The sequence below is a fragment of the Streptococcus sp. FDAARGOS_192 genome, assembly GCF_002073815.2.
Taxonomy (GTDB): domain Bacteria; phylum Bacillota; class Bacilli; order Lactobacillales; family Streptococcaceae; genus Streptococcus; species Streptococcus salivarius_H.
The window spans coordinates 1,853,176-1,870,692 of the sequence record NZ_CP020431.2 but is presented as its reverse complement, the minus strand read 5'-3'; the positions used below and the strand labels follow the sequence as shown (position 1 = coordinate 1,870,692).

Below are 17,517 nucleotides of genomic sequence, written 5' to 3'. Positions count from 1 at the left end.
AAAAGTTCTTTATCTGCTACAGTCGAAAATTATCTTTCAGCTCTAGGGCTTTCTTATTTTCGTGCAACTCCCAAACTATCCAACACTTCTGGATAGAGCTTGTACTCTGTTTCGTGGATGCGAGTTTCGAAAGTATCAAGGGTATCACCTTCAAGGCGTGGCACACGGACTTGTTTGATGACCTTACCGGTATCAACGCCAGAATCCACCCAGTGAATAGTCACACCAGACTGGTCAACACCTGCATTCCAAGCATCCTCAATACCATGAGCACCTGGGAATTCAGGAAGATAAGCCGGGTGAATATTGATGATACGGCCCTCATAAGCTGCCAGCAAGGTTGGACCGACGATTTTCATATAACCGGCCAAGCAAACCAAATCTATCTGGTGTTCATTCAAGAGTTTGACGATAGCTTCTTCATAAGCTGCTTTATTGTCAAATTCCTTGAGTTCAAAAGCATGGCTAGCCACACCAAGGGTCTTGGCACGTTCTAAGACATAGGCATCACGGTGATCTGAAAAAACAAATTCTACTGGAAATTGTTCCGCAATCACTTGGAAGTTTGAGCCGTTGCCAGAGGCAAAAACAGCAATCCTTTTAGCCATTATTTTATCACCACACTTGCGCCATCTTTCTTCACAATACGACCAATTTCATAAACAGGTTCGTCAAGAAGTTCTTTGACACGTTCAACATTTTCTGGTTTAACCGCAAGCATGAGACCAATACCCATGTTGAAGATTTCAAACATTTCTTCATGTTTGATTTCACCATATTTTTCAAGGGCTTTAAAAATTGGAAGAACTGGGACTTTACTTTCGTCAATTTCAGCAGCCAAGTCATCTGAGAACATACGTGGTACATTTTCGATGAAACCACCACCTGTGATGTGGGCAATACCGTTAACCAATTCTTCTTTTATGAGTGGCAAAGCTGCTTTGACGTAGATACGAGTTGGTTCAAGAAGAACGTCTTTAAGTTTTTTGCCTTCAAGTTCTGGAAGAACTTCTTCACCTGTGTAATCAGCAAAGACACGACGCACGAGTGAGTAACCGTTGGAGTGGATACCACTTGAAGCAAGTCCAAGAAGCACATCACCTTCAGCTACTTTTGAGCCGTCGATGATTTGAGATTTTTCTGCGATACCTACCGCGAAACCTGCCAAATCATAGTCGTCTTCACCATACATACCAGGCATTTCAGCAGTTTCACCACCAATAAGGGCTGCACCTGCTTGCACACAACCTTCAGCAACACCAGCAACGACCTGCTCCAATTTAGCTGGTTCATTTTTACCAGTTGCTACGTAGTCAAGGAAGTAAAGGGGCTCAGCACCTGCGGCGATGATATCGTTAACACACATAGCGACACAGTCTTGACCGATAGTATCGTGTTTGTCGTACTTAATAGCAAGCATGAGTTTAGTACCGACACCATCTGTACCTGAAATCAAAACGGGCTCTTTGACACCTGTTTTTGAAAGGTCGAACATACCACCGAAGCCACCGAGAGCTCCCATGACACCTGCACGCTCTGTACGAGCAACGTGTTTTTTGATACGTTCAACAACTTCATAACCTGCTTCAACATCCACACCCGATTGAGCGTAAGCATTTTTATTTGTCATTTTATTTATTCCTTTTCTTTTTTCGAGAAAGAGTGCGACGTATTTTTAGATGAACCATCTTTTTATCTAAAAATACTAGTCAGGTCTCTAGCTTTGACCCCATAGGGCAAAGTGTCTACTGACAAATGCTTTAGCTTTTAGTCAGTAGTGAGACGTGGAGCGTAAGCATTTTTAGACATAATTTTTTCCTCTTTTTTCTTCTGCACTGCTCTTAATAGAAAGAAGTGTGTTCTTTCAAACTTTCCAAATAGCGTTCTTCGTAGTCATACAATGGTGTTGGATATTTACCATCAAAGTAAGCCACACAAAGGCCACCGTTTGGTGCATCTGTGTCAATTCCAATAGAATCAATCAATCCATCAATAGACAAGTAAGTCAAGCTATCCGCTCCAATGATTTCGCGTGTTTCCTCAACTGTATGATTGGCCGCAATCAATTCCTTACGTGTTTGAATATCGATACCGTAGAAACATGGGTAGGCAAGGGCTGGGCTACCGATTGCTACGTGGACCTCTGTTGCTCCTGCTTCTTTTAGCAAATTAACGATACGACGTGATGTTGTCCCACGTACAATAGAGTCGTCAATCATAACCACACGTTTTCCTTTAACAACACCTGATACGGCAGAGAGCTTCATACGAACCCCTTGCTCACGCAATTCTTGTGTTGGTTGGATAAAGGTACGTTGGGTGTATTGGTTTTTAATCAAGCCCATTTCATTTGGCAAGCCTGATTCTTCCGCAAATCCCATGGCTGCGCTAAGTGATGAATTAGGCACACCAACGACAATATCTGCTTCATGTTTGAACTCACGTGCCAATTGAGCACCCATACGTTTACGAGCTGTATGGACATTGACCCCTTGGATATTTGAATCAGGACGGGCAAAGTAGATATACTCCATCGAACAAACAGCCAATTGCGTATCCGTTGTATAGGTATCGTAAGTGATGCCATTATCATCGATGATAACAACCTCACCTGGATTTACATCGCGAATCCACTCTGCTCCAACCACTTCAAAGGCACAGGTTTCAGATGAAACCACAATAGCTCCATTGGCCATCTTACCAATAGAAAGGGGACGGAAACCATTTGGATCCAAGGCCGCAATTAGCTTGTCCTCAAGCATGAGGAGGTAAGCAAATCCACCTTTAACAGTGTTCAAGGCTTCTTTCACCTTGCCCATAAAGGATGGGTTGTGGCTACGACGAATCAAGTGAGCCAAAATTTCTGAGTCAGATGTTGAGTTAAAGATTGCCCCATTTTTTTCCAACTCACGTCTAAGTGACTCTGCATTGGTCAAGTTCCCGTTGTGGGCAAGTCCAAACTGATTGTCATAAAACTTAAACAAGAAAGGTTGAATATTATCTACAGAAGCTTCACCAGCAGTCGCATAACGAACATGACCGATAGCAGCCGTTCCAGTTAGCTTGTCCAAGTTGGCTGGATCACGGAAAACTTCTGAGAGAAGCCCCATATCACGATGACGCTTCAATTGACCCGCATCATTTGAGAGAATTCCTGCTCCCTCTTGACCACGGTGTTGGAGACTGTGAAGTCCGAAATAAGTTAATTTGGCAGCATCCGGGTGACCCCAGATACCAAAAACACCACATTCTTCATTAAGAGATTTAACTTCGTATGTCATTTTTTATACCTTTTATTTTTGATATTTTCCTAATGTTATGCAAACGAAAAACTGTTCCTAGCCTCTCATTTCACTAATGTGAACTCAAGTTTTCAAGCTCTTTAGAACTACTGCTACATTGAAAAATATCATTACTGAGTGCACTTGGCACTCTATTATTTTCCAGTAAAGTATTTAACCGCTGATGCAAAGAGATGTTGGTCTTTATTTCCTGGAATATTTTGGAAGAGACCATCTTCGAAACGTTCTGAGTGACCCATCTTACCAATAATTTGACCGTTCTTACTTGTGATACCTTCGATAGCATTTACAGATCCGTTAGGATTGTATTTTGAATCCATGCTTGGTTTACCTTTGAAGTCAACATATTGGGTAAAGATTTGACCATTGTCACGAAGCTCTGCAAATTCCTCAGCTGTCACGACAAATTTACCTTCACCGTGTGATACTGGGATGGCATGGATGTCACCAACTTCTACTCCGGCAAGCCATGGTGAGTTAGTGTTGGCAATACGTGTTTCCACCATCTTAGCCACGTGTTGGTTGGCATCATTGTAGAAGAGGGTTGGACTCGTGCTGCTTGCATCTTCAAAGTTACCGTATGGAAGAAGACCTGATTTAACAAGGGCTTGGAATCCGTTACAGATACCAATAATCAAACCACCACGTTCGATGAAGCTATCAATGGCTGCACGTACTTTTTCATTAAGCAAGATGTTAACGATAAATTTAGCTGATCCATCTGGTTCATCCGCTGCTGAGAAACCACCTGCAAAGAAGATAATGTTAGCTTTTTCGATATTGTCAACCATGGTGTCAACAGACTTGACAATAGCTTCTTCATTTAGTGTGACAAATGGTACCAAGTTGACTTTTGCACCTTCTTTTTCAAAGGCCTTAGCGGAGTCATATTCTGAGTTAGTACCTGGGAATACTGGGATGTAAACCACTGGTGTTTCAACTGTTTCTTTTGCTTTGATCACAGCATCTGATGCTACAGCAGGTACTTCTTCCAACTCAGTTGCCTGTGCAAATTCCGTTGGGTAAACCTCTTCCAATTTACCTTGGAAGGCACTGTCAAGCTTGTGTCCATCAAGCGTTACACCATTGACAGTAAGTGTAAAGTCAGCTGCTGTTTGTCCAATCTTGGCAACACCTGAAATCTCTTCCGGAGATGTGAAGATGAATCCACCCAATTGAGCTGTCAAGGCAGTCTCAAGATTTTCAAGGGTTACAGTGGCACCAATATGGTTACCAAATGTTGCAAGGGCAAGCGCTTCAACCACACCACCATATTTGACAGCTGATGCAGATGTGACTTTATAATCAGCTTGGATGGCTTCAAACTTAGCAAAGTTAGACTTGATGAGATCAAAGTCAATTTCTTGTGCCAAAGCTTGACCAGAAATGTAGTAAATATTTTCACCCGCAGCTTTGAATTCTGGAGAAAGAACCTTACAGCTATCCGCAGTTGTTACCCCAAAAGCAACCAAGGTTGGTGGTACTGTCAATTCTTCAAAGGTACCAGACATAGAGTCTTTACCACCGATAGATGGCAAACCAAGTTGAATCTGAGCTTCGATTGATCCAAGGAGAGCTGATACTGGTTGACCAAAGCGCTCCGCTTGTTTATCCATACGCTCGAAGTATTCCTGATAAGAGAAGCGAGCCTTAGACCAGTTTGCACCAGCAGCAACCAAACGAGCTGTTGCTTCGATTACTGCATAGGCAGCGCCATGATATGGAGACCATTCTGCTACATAAGGGTTGAATCCTTGCGCCATAACAGAAGCAGTTGTTGTCACGCCATGTTGGACTGGCAATTTCTGTACAGAAGCTTCCGTTGGTGTGATTTGGTAGCGACCACCGAGTGGGTGATTGACTGTTGAACGACCAACTGAACTATCAAAGATGGTTTGTAAACCTTTTTGACTGGCATGGTTAAGGTCAGCCAAGACTTCAAGAGTATCAGCTTCAAGGGTTTCAGCAGATGTTTGACGTTCTTCTGGAAGCTTGACATCCTTGTCAACCACCTTAGCATCTACAACCACACGTACACCGTTTGTATCAAGGAAACGACGTTCCAAATCAACGATGGTTTCACCATTCCAGTGCATGACAAGATTTGGTTTTTCAGTTACTGTCGCAACGACAACAGCATCAATATTTTCTTTGTTACATTCAGCAACGAAAGCATCTACATCTTCTGGACGAACCACTACAGCCATACGTTCTTGAGATTCAGAGATGGCAATTTCTGTACCGTTCAAACCTTGGTATTTCAATGGCACTTTGTCTAGATCAATCTCAAGACCATCTGCCAATTCACCGATAGCCACACAGACACCACCAGCACCAAAGTCATTTGATTTCTTGATCAGACGTGTCACATCCCCATTACGGAAAAGACGTTGAATCTTACGTTCTTCGATGGCATTCCCTTTTTGAACCTCAGCACCAGCTGTTTCAACAGATTCAACCGTTTGAACTTTAGAAGAGCCTGTCGCACCACCGACACCATCACGTCCAGTCTTACCACCGAGCAAGATAATCACATCACCTGCTTCAGGTTTCTCACGGACAACATTTTCCTTAGGAGCCGCACCGACAACTGCACCTAGCTCCATACGCTTAGCAACGAAACCTGGGTGGAAGTATTCACGAACGTAAGTTGTTGCAAGACCAATTTGGTTACCGTATGAAGAATAACCGTGAGCCGCTGTTTTAGAAATCACTTGTTGTGGCAATTTACCAGCACGAGTTTCAGCAATTGGTGTTGTAATATCACCAGCACCTGAGATACGCATGGCTTGGTAAACGTATGAACGCCCTGACAATGGGTCACGAATGGCACCACCGATACAAGTAGCCGCTCCACCAAATGGTTCAATCTCAGTTGGGTGGTTGTGAGTTTCGTTCTTGAACATGAGAAGCCATGGTTCTTTCACACCATTGACATCCACTTCAATTTCAACTGAGCAAGCATTGATTTCATCAGACACTTCCATGTCATCCAAACGACCATTAGCACGCTCATAGCGACCAAAAATAGTCGCCATATCCATCAAGGTTTGAGGTTTTTCTGTACGTCCCAACTCATCACGCATGGCAATATATTTGTCATAAGTCGCTTGCAATTGTTTTTCAAATTTAGATGCTGAGAAGTCGATATTCTTCAACTCAGTCTCAAAAGTTGTGTGACGGCAGTGGTCAGACCAGTAAGTATCCAAAACCTTAAGCTCAGTCTCAGTTGGCACACGTCCAATAGACTTGAAGTAATCTTGAATGAAGAGAAGGTCATCCACTTCCATGGCCAATCCTTGCTCTGCCTTATACTTAGCAAAATCTTCTGCCGTATAAGTTTCAAAGAAATCCAAGCTTGGAATGGTCTTGTCAGACTCAGAGAAATCCTGTTTAGCAATACCAACAGTGATATCTTTGAAACGAGAATCCACTGGGTTCAAAAGGTAGTTTTTGACAGCTTCCAACTCATTCGCATCGATATCCTTGTTAACCAAGTACAATTGCGCTGTGTTCACTGTTACGTCATTTGAACTACCAAGCAAAAGCAAAGCTTCTTGTGAAGATGCTGCACGTTGGTCAAATTGACCAGGCAAACTTTCGATAGCAAAGAAAGCATACTTCTCAAGATCAGCCTTAACCGCAGCCTCGTCCAAAACAGTATCAGTCACTTGCTCAGAGAAGATGTGTTTTTCCGCACGCGCAAACAAGTCCTCTGCCAAATTAAAGACATCGTAAACCTGAACAATACGAAGATCATTCAAAGTTTTCAACTGAAGATTATGCTTTAATTCTTTTACTAAAGACTGAGATTTCACACGAAAATCAGCTTTTTTCTCAACGAAAATACGTTTATCCATTTTATTTCCTTTATCTATTTCTACTTAAAGATTGTAGTGAAGACCAAGTATTCTATTTGTAAAAGGCTACTTCAATCCTTGCAATTTTTCCAATACAACTTCATAAACATCTGTCAAGCTACCAAGATCACGACGGAAGACATCCTTGTCCATATGGTGCCCTTCAGCATCCCAAAGGCGGCAGTTATCTGGTGAGAATTCATCTGCCAAGATAATCTTGCCATCCTTATCAAAACCAAATTCCAATTTGAAGTCAATCAAGCGAAGACCAATTTGTGCAAACCAATCTTTTAGTAATTCATTGATACGACGCGTTTCTTCCTTGATATAAGCAATTTGTTCATCATTGGCAATATCCAAGAACTTCACATGCTCATCATTGATGAATGGGTCATCCAAATCATCGTTCTTGTAGTAAAATTCAACGATTGGAGTTTTCAAGTCCAAACCTTCTTCAACGCCAAAACGTTTAGAGAAAGAACCCGCAGTCACATTACGAAGAACAACCTCCAAAGGAATGATAGTAACTTTCTTGTTAAGTTGTTCGGTATCAGAAATACGTTCGATAAAGTGAGTAGCTACACCCGCAGCATTCAATTTTTCAAAAATAAGAGACGAAATCTGATTATTTAGCACACCTTTTCCTTTAATAGTCTCCTTACGAGCACCATTAAGCATGGTTGCCTGGTCCTTATAGACCGACTTAATCACATTTTCGTCTTCTGTACTATAAATATCTTTAGCTTTCCCAGTATAAATCAGTTGGTTTGACATGGAATTGTTCGCCTTTCAAGTTTATTCGTCTTAATTATACCACACCAGAATCCAAAAACCAACATATAGCAAACTTTATTGCTTGAGTAAAAAAGTAATGTTCGTGTTTTAGTCCTTTTTTAGAGTTTCTTAATAAATAATGTATAGAAAAAAGGAGTGTGACAGAACTAAATCCATATAACATTTAGTTTCTTGCCTCACTCCAACAAAATAACAATCGTATAGTACACAACTATTATATTATTACGTCTAGCTTTCTTATTTTTTATTCAATTCCTCAGACAAATAGTCCAACAAATCAGCTACCTTAACCATATGGTCAATAGTATCATCGGAAATCTCAAGATCGAACTCATCCTCCAAATTAATAATGAATTCCATAAGCTCTATTGAATCCACACCCAAGTCATCTAATTTGGTAGCTTCGGTTAAAACAATGTCCTCTTTACCCATCTGCTCTTGAATTACGAGCTGCATTTTCTGAAGAATTTCTACTCTACTCATCAGTTAGCCTCCTCTTTCGGACTAAAGGCTTCAACTAGCTGCTCAACAACCTTAGTATCAAGCATCGTACGAACCTGCTTAATAGTGTAGTAAACCGCCTTAGCATCACTAGATCCATGACATTTTACTACGGGAGCTTTAAGACCAAAGAGAACTGCACCTCCAGCGCTAGAGTAATCCATAGTCTCTTTCATACCTTTTAGGCTGTCTTTCAATAGTAAGGCACCTAACTTAGCTTTAAGACCACCATTCATGATAGCTGACTTAAGGGTCTTCATGGCACCAAGTCCCGTTCCTTCGATTGCCTTGAGAACTGCATTTCCTGTGAAACCATCAGCAACTACCACATCAGCAGCTCCAGACATGATTTCGCGCGCCTCAACATTACCAACAAAGTTAATACTTGGCTCCTTAGATAAGAGCTCAAAAGCCTCCTTACGAAGACTATCCCCCTTTGTTTCCTCAGTCCCATTATTAAGGAGACCTACACGAGGATTAGCAATTCCACGCACATTTTTAGCATAGAAAGATCCTAAAATAGCATATTGATGCAAATGACTAGCTGTATTTTCCGCATTAGCGCCTAAATCAAGCATATCAAAGGGTTGACCAGTAAAACTTGGCATTGTTGACATAAGACCTGGACGCTCAACTCCCTTAATACGTCCTACCACGAAGAGACCTGCAGCCAGAAGGGCACCTGTATTTCCCGCAGAAATCACGGCACCTGCTTTTTTCTCCTTAACAGCCTGTGCACCTAAGACCATTGAAGCTTTTTTCTTCTTACGAATGGCTTTAGCTGGCTCATCATCCGAATTTATCTTTTCATCAGTATGGACAATGCTCACACGTTCATTCGCTGTCAAATAGGTCTTAATTTTATCTTCATCACCATAAAGCTGGATTTCAATATCTTTGAAATCTGCTATAGCTTGGTTGACTCCCTCTACAATTGCTTGTGGCGCATTATCGCCACCCATAGCATCTACTGCAATTACATGCATAGCATTCTCCCTCTTGTCCTCTGCCATAAAACATAAACTCAGATTTCTATCAATAAAATATTATGTAACTAAAATAGACTAGTTCACTGTTTCTAGCAGAGTCTTTCAGCTTATTATCTTCTTATTATAGCACGAACTGACTTGCATTTTAACCCCTGAGACTGAAAACCATTACTTTCCTGTTTCACGTGAAACAAAAAGAAGATAATGTCTAGTCAGCACTATCTTCTTTATTCATAATATGACCCCAAGAATTTAGATTATCAATAAACTTCTTACTTTTAAGATGTATTCCAACATAATTATCATAGAGGTCATCAATAAAATGTCGTAGCTTTCGTTTCATGTCATCCTTAACAGATATGCTTCTCAATTCCTCAAAAGAAAGCCCCTGAAAACGATCTAAAAGATAAGGTACATTAGGATCCAAGTGACTACGCCTTTCATCCTCTGCATAGTGATTTGGACAAAGTAGCCCCGAGAACTTATACGAAAAATCAAAAGGAAGCCTCACACGATGGCAAAAGACACACTCGTGAAAATTCAAGCGTACACCGAAACGGTCTAAAACCTGAATCTCAAAGATATTAGTCAAGATTTCATAATCCAAGCCTTCTTCCATTAATTCAAGCGTCTTCTCCAAGAATGCAAATAATTGCGCATCTATCACACCGTCAGCAATAGCAGCATCCGTCAGAGCAGCTAAATAAGTCGCATAAGACAGCTTGAAAATATCGCTTGTAATTTCCTTGAAGGACTCTGCCTGGCTATAATCCTCTATGAAAGATAAGCCCTCATCATTTACAGTCATCATGAATTCAGCGATGGTTAAAGGTTGAATCACCGCACTTAATTTACCTGACCCACCACCTCTAACAAAAAACATCCGTTTCCCAGCTTGCTCGGTAAAAATCTTAACTAGCTTATCGTTCTCACGATAATTACGATTGAAGAGGACAAGCCCTCTACTCTCAAGCTTCTGCATGTTCTTCCATAAACTCTTTCAAACGAGCCATAGCTGTTTCAATAGTATCCATGCTAGCTGCATACGACAAGCGAACATAGCCTTCGCCATACTTCCCAAAAGCAACCCCTGGGATAATCGCAATAGCTTTTTCACGAGCAAAGTCTTGACAGAACTTAAAGGAATCTTGAGTATAGCCTTCTGGAATCTTAGCAAAGATGTAGAAAGCACCATCAGGTTTAATAATTTTGAAACCAAGTTCAGTCATTTTTTCAAGAATATAATCACGACGCTTCAAATACTCAACTTTCATTGGTTGGGCATCATCTTTACCAGCAGATAAGGCTTCAATAGCTGCAAATTGTGCCATAGTAGCTGCAGCTGTTACCAAATACTGGTGACTCTTAATCAACTGAGCCGTCAAGACTGCAGGTGCAAAAATCAAACCAATACGCCAGCCCGTCATCGCATGAGACTTAGACAAACCATTAATCAAAATCGTTTGTTCTGGCAAATACTCAGCAATAGATACATGTTGGTCCACATAAGTTAGCTCAGAGTAAACTTCATCGCTAACAACAAAAATATCGTATTTTTTCAGAACTTCAGCCAAATCTTTAATCTGTTGACGTGAGTAAGTCACACCTGTTGGATTAGTTGGGTAGTTAAGCAAAACAGCTTTAAGCTTATCTCCCTGCTCCAAAATTGCCTTTTCTAACATCTCCGGAGTCAAAACAAAATCATTAGCTGTTGTATCAATTTCAACAATTTCAGCACCAACTAGATTTGCAATCGGCTCATATCCAGGATAGGCTGGTGCAGGTAAAAGAATCGTATCTCCTGGCTCCAAAATAGCAGTCAATGTTGCAGAAAGGGCTTCTGTAGCTCCAATAGTCACCAAGATTTCATTATCTGGGTTATAAGTAAGATTATATTTTTCCTTAACAAAATCTGCCGCAGCTTGACGCAAAGCAGGAAGTCCTGCCATACCTGTATAGTGAGACTGGTTAGCATCGATAGCAGCTTTAGCTGCTTCTTTCACATGATCTGGAGTCGTAAAATCAGGTTCACCAAGTGTCAACTTTTTGATACCTGGTACATCTGAAATTGATTGGTCAAACTGACGAATCATCGAAACTTCAATCTTATCTAAATTTTTATTAAAACGTTGTGTTAAATCCATCACTGTCACCTCTTTGCAATTATGCCTTACATTATATCAAAAACTCAAACGCATTTAAACACCAAAAAAAGCTAGCCCAAGCTAGCTTTAGTCTATTTATGGCCCATTTCAAACAAAGGTGACAATGGACGTTTTTCATGAATACGAATAATTGCCTCTGAAATCAAATCAGCAATTGAAATTTGTTCAATCTTATCAATCAAACGTTCTTCTGGAAGATAAATCGTGTCCAATACAACAAGCTTCTCAATAGCAGATTTTTGAATATTATCAAGTGCTGGACCTGACAATACAGGGTGAGTACATGAGGCATAGACATGAGTTGCACCAGCTTCAGCAAGCGCATCCGCCGCATGACAGATGGTACCCGCAGTATCAATCATATCATCAATCAAGATACATGTTTTACCTTCAACGTTACCAATGATATTCATAACCTCAGAAGTGTTCATTTTATCAACACTACGACGTTTATCAATGATTGCGATTGGTGTTTTCAAACATTGAGCAAGTTTTCGTGCACGAGTCACACCACCATGGTCTGGAGAAACAACAACAACATCATCTCCAGTAAGACCAGCACGATCAAAGTAATCTGCGATAAGTGGAGCACCCATCAAATGGTCTACAGGAATATCAAAGAATCCTTGAATTTGAGAAGCATGGAGGTCAACTGTCAAAAGTCGATCAACACCTGCAACCTCAAGCATATTAGCAACCAATTTAGATGTGATTGGCTCACGTGAACGTGCCTTACGGTCTTGACGTGCATAACCATAATAAGGCATAACAACACTGATCGTTTCTGCACTTGCACGTTTTAGCGCATCAACCGTAATCAAGATTTCCATCAAGTTATCATTTACAGGAGAGCTTGTAGATTGAAGAATAAAAACGTGATGACCACGGATAGATTCTTCAATATTAACTTGAATCTCACCATCTGAAAATTCACGAACACTTGATTTTCCGAGTTCAATACCCATTTTATCAGCAACTTTTGCTGCTAATTCCTGGTTAGACGATAAAGCAAACAACTTCAAATTCGTATAAGACATGATTTCCTCCAAAATATCTACTAAACCATTCTACCTTTTTTTAGATTGATTTTCAATGCAAAATAAATGGTGTCACAGTAACTTAACAAGACTAAAAAGATTTAACCTTAACCTCGACATTTTCCCATCTAAAAGCAGTTCCAGAAAGTAAAGACATTTTGCTATAAAATAAAAACGATTCGAGAAAATTCGAATCGCCTTTTTGTAGTCATTATGGGTAAATATAGTATACAGAACCACCATGAGCTGAAGATGTTGGATCAAATGTACCACGGTAGTTACCGATTGACATGTTACCAGCATAGTTTGATTCCATAACTTGAATTGAATTTGCACCTGATGCTGATGTTACGTAAGCTACGTGACCATAACCACCACCATCATTTGGCCAAACCGCAATTGCTCCGGCTACAGGAGTTGTACCAACTGAGTGGCCAGCTGCTTGTGCGCTAGCAATCCAGTTTTTAGCATTACCCCAGTAATTACCAACCCATGAAGCTAATGATTTAGCACCCCAAGTACATTGACCAACAGGATATGTATTAGGAGTTGAGGCAGCTGATACTTTAGGTGTTTCAGCTGCTGGAGCTGGTGCTTCTGAAGCTGCAGGTGCTTGACTTGCTGGTGCTTCTGAAGTTGCTGCAGGTGCTTCGCTAGCAGGAGCTGGTGCTTCTGAAGCTGCAGGAGCAGCTGATTCTGGTTGTGCTTCAGATGTTGCTAGAGCAGCAGGCTCTTGTTGTGCCTCTGAGGCAGCTGATTCTGGCTGTGCTTCAGGCTCTTGTGTTGCTTCTGAAGTTGCAACAGTTGGCTCTTGAGTTGTTTCTGAAGTTTCTGATGAAACAGGTTCTTGTGCTACTTCTGAGGCTGTTGCTGTTTCTGAAACAGTAGCTTCTGAAGGTTGAGCTACTGCTTCTGAAGTTGCTGCCGCCTCTGATTGAGCTACAAATGCTGCCGCTTCTGAAGATGCTACTGCTTGTGCTGCTGCCTCTGATTCTGCAATTGCTTGAGACTGAGCAACTGATGCTGCAGTTGAAGCTGCCACTGCTTCTGCAGTTGATTTAGCAGAAACAAGTGATGTTTTTTCATCTTGAGCTGTAGCCAATTCTGCAGCCAAAGTAACTTGTGCTGCTTCTAGTTCTGCTTGTTGAGTTGTCAAACCAGCTTCTGTTGTTTCAAGTTCTGCTTTATTAGTTGCAATCTCATTGATAGCAGCTTGGTTTTGTTCTTGTTTTGCAGCAAGCTCTTTTTGATCAGACTCTTGTTTTGTCAACATGTCATTATTAGCTGTAACAACTTTTGAAATAGCTGTGATACGAGTAATAGCTTCAGAGATTGACTTAGAGTTCAAGATAGAGTTAATGTAGCTAGTCGCAGTATTATTTTGTTGAGCACTACGAGCTTGTTTCGCCAAAGAATCTTGACGAGCTACAATTTTACTTGATAATTCTTGAATTTCAGATTCCAAATCTGCTGATACTTTTTCAAGTTCAGCATTTTTAGTTTCCAATTCTGATTTTTGTGTTCTAAGTGTAGATACTTGAGATTGGATTGTAGCAACTTGCGCTTGTGCAGTCTCTTGTTGAGAAGCAAGGTTACTAATTGCGTTATCTGCAGCAGCGATTTGCGAATCATAATCCTCTGCATGTACTGATGCAGCTGCTGATAAGGTTACACCACTTACCAACACTGCTGAAAGAATACGTTTTTTCATAATATAAAATACTACTCCTTTTCGATAAGACCTTTTAATTGTATCAAAAAATGGCGCAAACTTTGTTACGCCAATATTACAGTTCTATTTAAATCTATCAACTGACAGATACAAAAATAATTTTTCAAGAATAGGTTTAATAAAGATAAAGATCAAAAGATTAAACACTATACTAGGACTTAGTTGATAAATAATAAAATCCGTCACAGACTCATTGGAGAAACCATAAAATAAGGCAAAGCCAAAATTTATGGTATCAAAGAGAAATAAGAATAAAAACATTAACAAAAAATCAACATAGTTATTTCTCTTAACAATTCGACCTAGCTGAGTTAACAGATAACATAATAGTGGCAACGTTAGAATTACTATACCAACTGTTTTGAAATAATAGGTATCATAAAGAAATCCAAAACAAACAAGGTATAGAAACGAATACTTATTTGAAAAATCAAGAGTTAAGATGAAAATATAAATAATAAAAAGATGAGATGATAAAAAAAATTCAGGAGATAAATAATGATTAAGTATCATCGAAATATGACCATCCCATAGAAAAGGAACAATACTAAGCAAGAAAGGAATAATAGAATACTTGGACAATTTCATATTATTTACCATCTCCAACTAAAGTAACATAAGAAATTTTATCAAAATCAGCATAAGGTTTTACCAAAATCGTACGATTTCCTTCATAATCACTCACAGAGTCTACAGTACCAATTGGAACATCCTTTACTGATACATCATCAAGACCACTTGTAACTACTTCAGTCCCAACCTTAACGTTAGAAGATGAATTGAGTTGTGTCATCTCTAACAGCTTCTTTTTATTATCATAACGAGATATAATCCCGAAAATCTGGTTATCATCCTCTGATTTGACGCTAGAAGCAAGGTAACTATCACTAGAACTACTAGAAAGTAAAGAAATAGTAGTAGTATCATCATATACCTTAGTTACAAAACCAATTACTCCACCATTAGAAGTTGCTAGCATAGATTTACTAACATTCTTAGACTTACCGACATTAATCGTTAACTCTTTTAACCAAGTCACAGAAGGTCGCATAGAAACTTCAGCAGTGAGAACAGTATCACGACTTAGCTTGTCCGAAAGATTAAGCGAAGCTCTTAAAGAATCATTCTCTTCTTGCAAGTTAGAAATAATAGATGATTGATTTTCTAAATTCGATAAAGATTTTTTTAAATCTTGATTCTCATTATAGGTTGATAAGAGATCAGAAATAACATTATGAGATTTTGATAAAGCAGTAAATGGAACTGAAACCACTGAGTCTACTTTGGTAACGAAACCCGAAACATTAGACGAGATATCCTTGGTTAATTTTTTATTAGTAAAGACAAAAGAAAAAAGCATTACAAAAAATAGAAAAATAATAAACCCATAAAGAAGAAATCGATAAAAACTATTTTTCATTTTGTCACCTCAAAAAAAAGAAAACGAATTATCTTAAAGATAATTCGTCATAATACTACGGAGAATGGGGGATTCGAACCCCCGCGCCGGTTACCCGACCTAACGATTTAGCAAACCGTCCTCTTCAGCCTCTTGAGTAATTCTCCAATATGGGCACGAGTGGAATCGAACCACCGACCTCACGCTTATCAGGCGTGCGCTCTAACCATCTGAGCTACGCGCCCAAGCAAATGCTTGGCTAAAATATCCAAATAAAGCGGGTGACGAGAATCGAACTCGCGACAACAGCTTGGAAGGCTGTAGTTTTACCACTAAACTACACCCGCTTAACAAAAATGGCGCGAGACGGAATCGAACCGCCGACACATGGAGCTTCAATCCATTGCTCTACCAACTGAGCTACCGAGCCATATTGCGGGAGCAGGATTTGAACCTACGACCTTCGGGTTATGAGCCCGACGAGCTACCTAGCTGCTCCATCCCGCGTTAATTATAAGGAGGATGTGGGATTCGAACCCACGCACGCTTTTACACGCCTGACGGTTTTCAAGACCGTTCCCTTCAGCCGGACTTGGGTAATCCTCCAAATATTATAATTAATATATGGACCTTGTAGGACTCGAACCTACGACCGCTCGGTTATGAGCCGAGTGCTCTAACCAGTTGAGCTAAAGGTCCAAGAAATCCATATATATAGCGGCGAAGGGGATCGAACCCCCGACCTCCCGGGTATGAACCGGACGCTCTAGCCAGCTGAGCTACACCGCCATAAATCGGGAAGACAGGATTCGAACCTGCGACCCCTTGGTCCCAAACCAAGTGCTCTACCAAGCTGAGCTACTTCCCGATAAAATGCACCCTAGAGGAGTCGAACCTCTAACCGCCTGATTCGTAGTCAGGTACTCTATCCAGTTGAGCTAAGGGTGCTCATTATTATATTATGCCGAGGACCGGGATCGAACCGGTACGAAAGTTTCCTTTCGCAGGATTTTAAGTCCTGTGCGTCTGCCAGTTCCGCCACCCCGGCTCCTCAAGCGAACGACGGGATTCGAACCCGCGACCCCCACCTTGGCAAGGTGGTGTTCTACCACTGAACTACGTTCGCATTTTATGCCGGCTACATGACTTGAACACGCGACCCTCTGATTACAAATCAGATGCTCTACCAACTGAGCTAAGCCGGCTAACTTTTCTAATGCGGGTGAAGGGACTTGAACCCCCACGCCGTTAAGCGCCAGATCCTAAATCTGGTGCGTCTGCCAATTCCGCCACACCCGCATATATGACCCGTACTGGGCTCGAACCAGTGACCCATTGATTAAAAGTCAATTGCTCTACCAACTGAGCTAACGAGTCTCAAATATTTCTACTTGACGGTCCCGACGGGAATCGAACCCGCGATCTTCGCCGTGACAGGGCGACGTGATAACCGCTACACCACGGGACCTATGGGAGTTAACGGGATCGAACCGCTGACCCTCTGCTTGTAAGGCAGATGCTCTCCCAGCTGAGCTAAACTCCCTATGCGCTAAGCGACTACCGTATCTAACAGGGGGCAACCCCCAACTACATCAGGCGTACTAGGGCTTAACTTCTGTGTTCGGCATGGGAACAGGTGTATCTCCTAGGCTATCGTCACTTAACTCTGAGTATTCTCAACTCAAAATTGAATATCTATACTGTATCAAGAAACCAAATCGTTGTCAATATGTCTCA

General features: G+C 40.9%; 13 protein-coding genes, 17 tRNA genes and 1 rRNA gene. All 31 read right to left on the bottom strand.

The features are described from left to right. Positions 1–53: 53 nt before the first annotated feature. The gene (purN, locus tag A6J31_RS09675; RefSeq protein WP_048790886.1) at positions 54–608 is read right to left on the bottom strand and encodes a phosphoribosylglycinamide formyltransferase; all 555 of its coding nucleotides are present in this window, start codon (positions 606–608) and stop codon (positions 54–56) included. Continuing rightward, on the bottom strand, positions 608–1,630 hold the full coding sequence (purM, locus tag A6J31_RS09670; protein WP_013989890.1) for a phosphoribosylformylglycinamidine cyclo-ligase: 1,023 nt from the start codon (positions 1,628–1,630) through the stop codon (positions 608–610). Before purM ends, purN begins: the two co-directional genes overlap by 1 nt. A gap of 211 nt (positions 1,631–1,841) precedes the next feature. Continuing rightward, complete coding sequence (purF, locus tag A6J31_RS09665) at positions 1,842–3,281, bottom strand: amidophosphoribosyltransferase (protein ID WP_037604049.1); 1,440 nt, start codon at positions 3,279–3,281, stop codon at positions 1,842–1,844. Positions 3,282–3,436: 155 nt separating this feature from the next. Next, entirely contained in the window at positions 3,437–7,162 is a 3,726-nt protein-coding gene (locus A6J31_RS09660; protein WP_080611055.1) for a phosphoribosylformylglycinamidine synthase, read from the bottom strand. Between the two features lie 66 nt (positions 7,163–7,228). After that, positions 7,229–7,936 (bottom strand): phosphoribosylaminoimidazolesuccinocarboxamide synthase, encoded by a 708-nt coding sequence (purC, locus tag A6J31_RS09655; RefSeq protein WP_002886293.1) that lies wholly within the window; start codon positions 7,934–7,936, stop codon positions 7,229–7,231. A 258-nt stretch (positions 7,937–8,194) separates the two neighbouring features. Next, positions 8,195–8,440, bottom strand: coding sequence for a phosphopantetheine-binding protein (locus tag A6J31_RS09650; protein WP_080611053.1), 246 nt, complete (start codon positions 8,438–8,440; stop codon positions 8,195–8,197). Then, on the bottom strand, positions 8,440–9,444 hold the full coding sequence (gene plsX / locus A6J31_RS09645) for a phosphate acyltransferase PlsX (RefSeq protein ID WP_080611051.1): 1,005 nt from the start codon (positions 9,442–9,444) through the stop codon (positions 8,440–8,442). The genes A6J31_RS09650 and plsX overlap by 1 nt, the downstream gene beginning before the upstream one ends. A 211-nt stretch (positions 9,445–9,655) precedes the next feature. Then, positions 9,656–10,429: a DNA repair protein RecO gene (recO, locus tag A6J31_RS09640; RefSeq protein WP_080611050.1), complete on the bottom strand. Its 774-nt coding sequence runs from the start codon at positions 10,427–10,429 to the stop codon at positions 9,656–9,658. Then, entirely contained in the window at positions 10,416–11,591 is a 1,176-nt protein-coding gene (locus tag A6J31_RS09635) for a pyridoxal phosphate-dependent aminotransferase (RefSeq protein WP_014633755.1), read from the bottom strand. The genes recO and A6J31_RS09635 overlap by 14 nt, the downstream gene beginning before the upstream one ends. A gap of 92 nt (positions 11,592–11,683) precedes the next feature. Continuing rightward, positions 11,684–12,649: a ribose-phosphate diphosphokinase gene (locus A6J31_RS09630; RefSeq protein ID WP_080611048.1), complete on the bottom strand. Its 966-nt coding sequence runs from the start codon at positions 12,647–12,649 to the stop codon at positions 11,684–11,686. A 211-nt stretch (positions 12,650–12,860) separates the two neighbouring features. After that, a complete protein-coding gene (locus A6J31_RS09625) occupies positions 12,861–14,360 on the bottom strand; it encodes a CHAP domain-containing protein (protein WP_080611046.1) in 1,500 nt (499 codons plus the stop codon). 84 nt (positions 14,361–14,444) lie between these two features. Continuing rightward, positions 14,445–14,969 carry a rod shape-determining protein MreD gene (gene mreD / locus A6J31_RS09620; RefSeq protein ID WP_070475767.1) on the bottom strand — a complete coding sequence of 175 codons (525 nt, stop codon included), beginning with the start codon at positions 14,967–14,969 and terminating at the stop codon, positions 14,445–14,447. Between the two features lies 1 nt (position 14,970). Continuing rightward, positions 14,971–15,801 carry a rod shape-determining protein MreC gene (gene mreC / locus A6J31_RS09615; RefSeq protein WP_021143411.1) on the bottom strand — a complete coding sequence of 277 codons (831 nt, stop codon included), beginning with the start codon at positions 15,799–15,801 and terminating at the stop codon, positions 14,971–14,973. A gap of 58 nt (positions 15,802–15,859) precedes the next feature. Then, positions 15,860–15,947, bottom strand: a tRNA-Ser gene (locus A6J31_RS09610). Positions 15,948–15,951: 4 nt separating this feature from the next. After that, positions 15,952–16,025: transfer RNA gene (locus tag A6J31_RS09605), tRNA-Ile, on the bottom strand. A 31-nt stretch (positions 16,026–16,056) separates the two neighbouring features. Beyond that, positions 16,057–16,127: transfer RNA gene (locus tag A6J31_RS09600), tRNA-Gly, on the bottom strand. Positions 16,128–16,137: 10 nt separating this feature from the next. Continuing rightward, positions 16,138–16,210, bottom strand: a tRNA-Phe gene (locus A6J31_RS09595). Between the two features lie 3 nt (positions 16,211–16,213). Then, a tRNA-Met gene (locus A6J31_RS09590) sits at positions 16,214–16,287 on the bottom strand. A 9-nt stretch (positions 16,288–16,296) separates the two neighbouring features. Next, a tRNA-Ser gene (locus tag A6J31_RS09585) sits at positions 16,297–16,386 on the bottom strand. A gap of 19 nt (positions 16,387–16,405) precedes the next feature. Then, positions 16,406–16,479, bottom strand: a tRNA-Ile gene (locus A6J31_RS09580). A 16-nt stretch (positions 16,480–16,495) separates the two neighbouring features. Beyond that, a tRNA-Met gene (locus A6J31_RS09575) sits at positions 16,496–16,569 on the bottom strand. A gap of 5 nt (positions 16,570–16,574) precedes the next feature. Continuing rightward, positions 16,575–16,648, bottom strand: a tRNA-Pro gene (locus tag A6J31_RS09570). 6 nt (positions 16,649–16,654) lie between these two features. Continuing rightward, positions 16,655–16,728: transfer RNA gene (locus A6J31_RS09565), tRNA-Arg, on the bottom strand. 14 nt (positions 16,729–16,742) lie between these two features. Further along, positions 16,743–16,828, bottom strand: a tRNA-Leu gene (locus A6J31_RS09560). Positions 16,829–16,834: 6 nt separating this feature from the next. Then, a tRNA-Gly gene (locus tag A6J31_RS09555) sits at positions 16,835–16,906 on the bottom strand. 6 nt (positions 16,907–16,912) lie between these two features. After that, positions 16,913–16,985, bottom strand: a tRNA-Thr gene (locus A6J31_RS09550). Positions 16,986–16,997: 12 nt separating this feature from the next. Further along, positions 16,998–17,079: transfer RNA gene (locus A6J31_RS09545), tRNA-Leu, on the bottom strand. A 5-nt stretch (positions 17,080–17,084) separates the two neighbouring features. Then, positions 17,085–17,157: transfer RNA gene (locus tag A6J31_RS09540), tRNA-Lys, on the bottom strand. Positions 17,158–17,175: 18 nt separating this feature from the next. Beyond that, a tRNA-Asp gene (locus A6J31_RS09535) sits at positions 17,176–17,248 on the bottom strand. Between the two features lie 2 nt (positions 17,249–17,250). Further along, a tRNA-Val gene (locus A6J31_RS09530) sits at positions 17,251–17,323 on the bottom strand. Positions 17,324–17,328: 5 nt separating this feature from the next. Beyond that, a 5S ribosomal RNA gene (gene rrf, locus A6J31_RS09525) occupies positions 17,329–17,444 on the bottom strand. Positions 17,445–17,517 lie beyond the last annotated feature (73 nt).

What these genes read in the sequence shown, in the direction of transcription:
- purM (WP_013989890.1), bottom strand. Translation starts at nt 1,630, where the DNA reads ATGACAAATAAAAATGCTTACGCTCAATCGGGTGTGGATGTTGAAGCA.
- mreC (WP_021143411.1), bottom strand. Translation starts at nt 15,801, where the DNA reads ATGAAAAATAGTTTTTATCGATTTCTTCTTTATGGGTTTATTATTTTT.
- A6J31_RS09660 (WP_080611055.1), bottom strand. Translation starts at nt 7,162, where the DNA reads ATGGATAAACGTATTTTCGTTGAGAAAAAAGCTGATTTTCGTGTGAAA.
- A6J31_RS09625 (WP_080611046.1), bottom strand. Translation starts at nt 14,360, where the DNA reads ATGAAAAAACGTATTCTTTCAGCAGTGTTGGTAAGTGGTGTAACCTTA.
- A6J31_RS09635 (WP_014633755.1), bottom strand. Translation starts at nt 11,591, where the DNA reads ATGGATTTAACACAACGTTTTAATAAAAATTTAGATAAGATTGAAGTT.
- plsX (WP_080611051.1), bottom strand. Translation starts at nt 9,444, where the DNA reads ATGCATGTAATTGCAGTAGATGCTATGGGTGGCGATAATGCGCCACAA.
- A6J31_RS09650 (WP_080611053.1), bottom strand. Translation starts at nt 8,440, where the DNA reads ATGAGTAGAGTAGAAATTCTTCAGAAAATGCAGCTCGTAATTCAAGAG.
- purC (WP_002886293.1), bottom strand. Translation starts at nt 7,936, where the DNA reads ATGTCAAACCAACTGATTTATACTGGGAAAGCTAAAGATATTTATAGT.
- purN (WP_048790886.1), bottom strand. Translation starts at nt 608, where the DNA reads ATGGCTAAAAGGATTGCTGTTTTTGCCTCTGGCAACGGCTCAAACTTC.
- A6J31_RS09630 (WP_080611048.1), bottom strand. Translation starts at nt 12,649, where the DNA reads ATGTCTTATACGAATTTGAAGTTGTTTGCTTTATCGTCTAACCAGGAA.
- purF (WP_037604049.1), bottom strand. Translation starts at nt 3,281, where the DNA reads ATGACATACGAAGTTAAATCTCTTAATGAAGAATGTGGTGTTTTTGGT.
- recO (WP_080611050.1), bottom strand. Translation starts at nt 10,429, where the DNA reads ATGCAGAAGCTTGAGAGTAGAGGGCTTGTCCTCTTCAATCGTAATTAT.
- mreD (WP_070475767.1), bottom strand. Translation starts at nt 14,969, where the DNA reads ATGAAATTGTCCAAGTATTCTATTATTCCTTTCTTGCTTAGTATTGTT.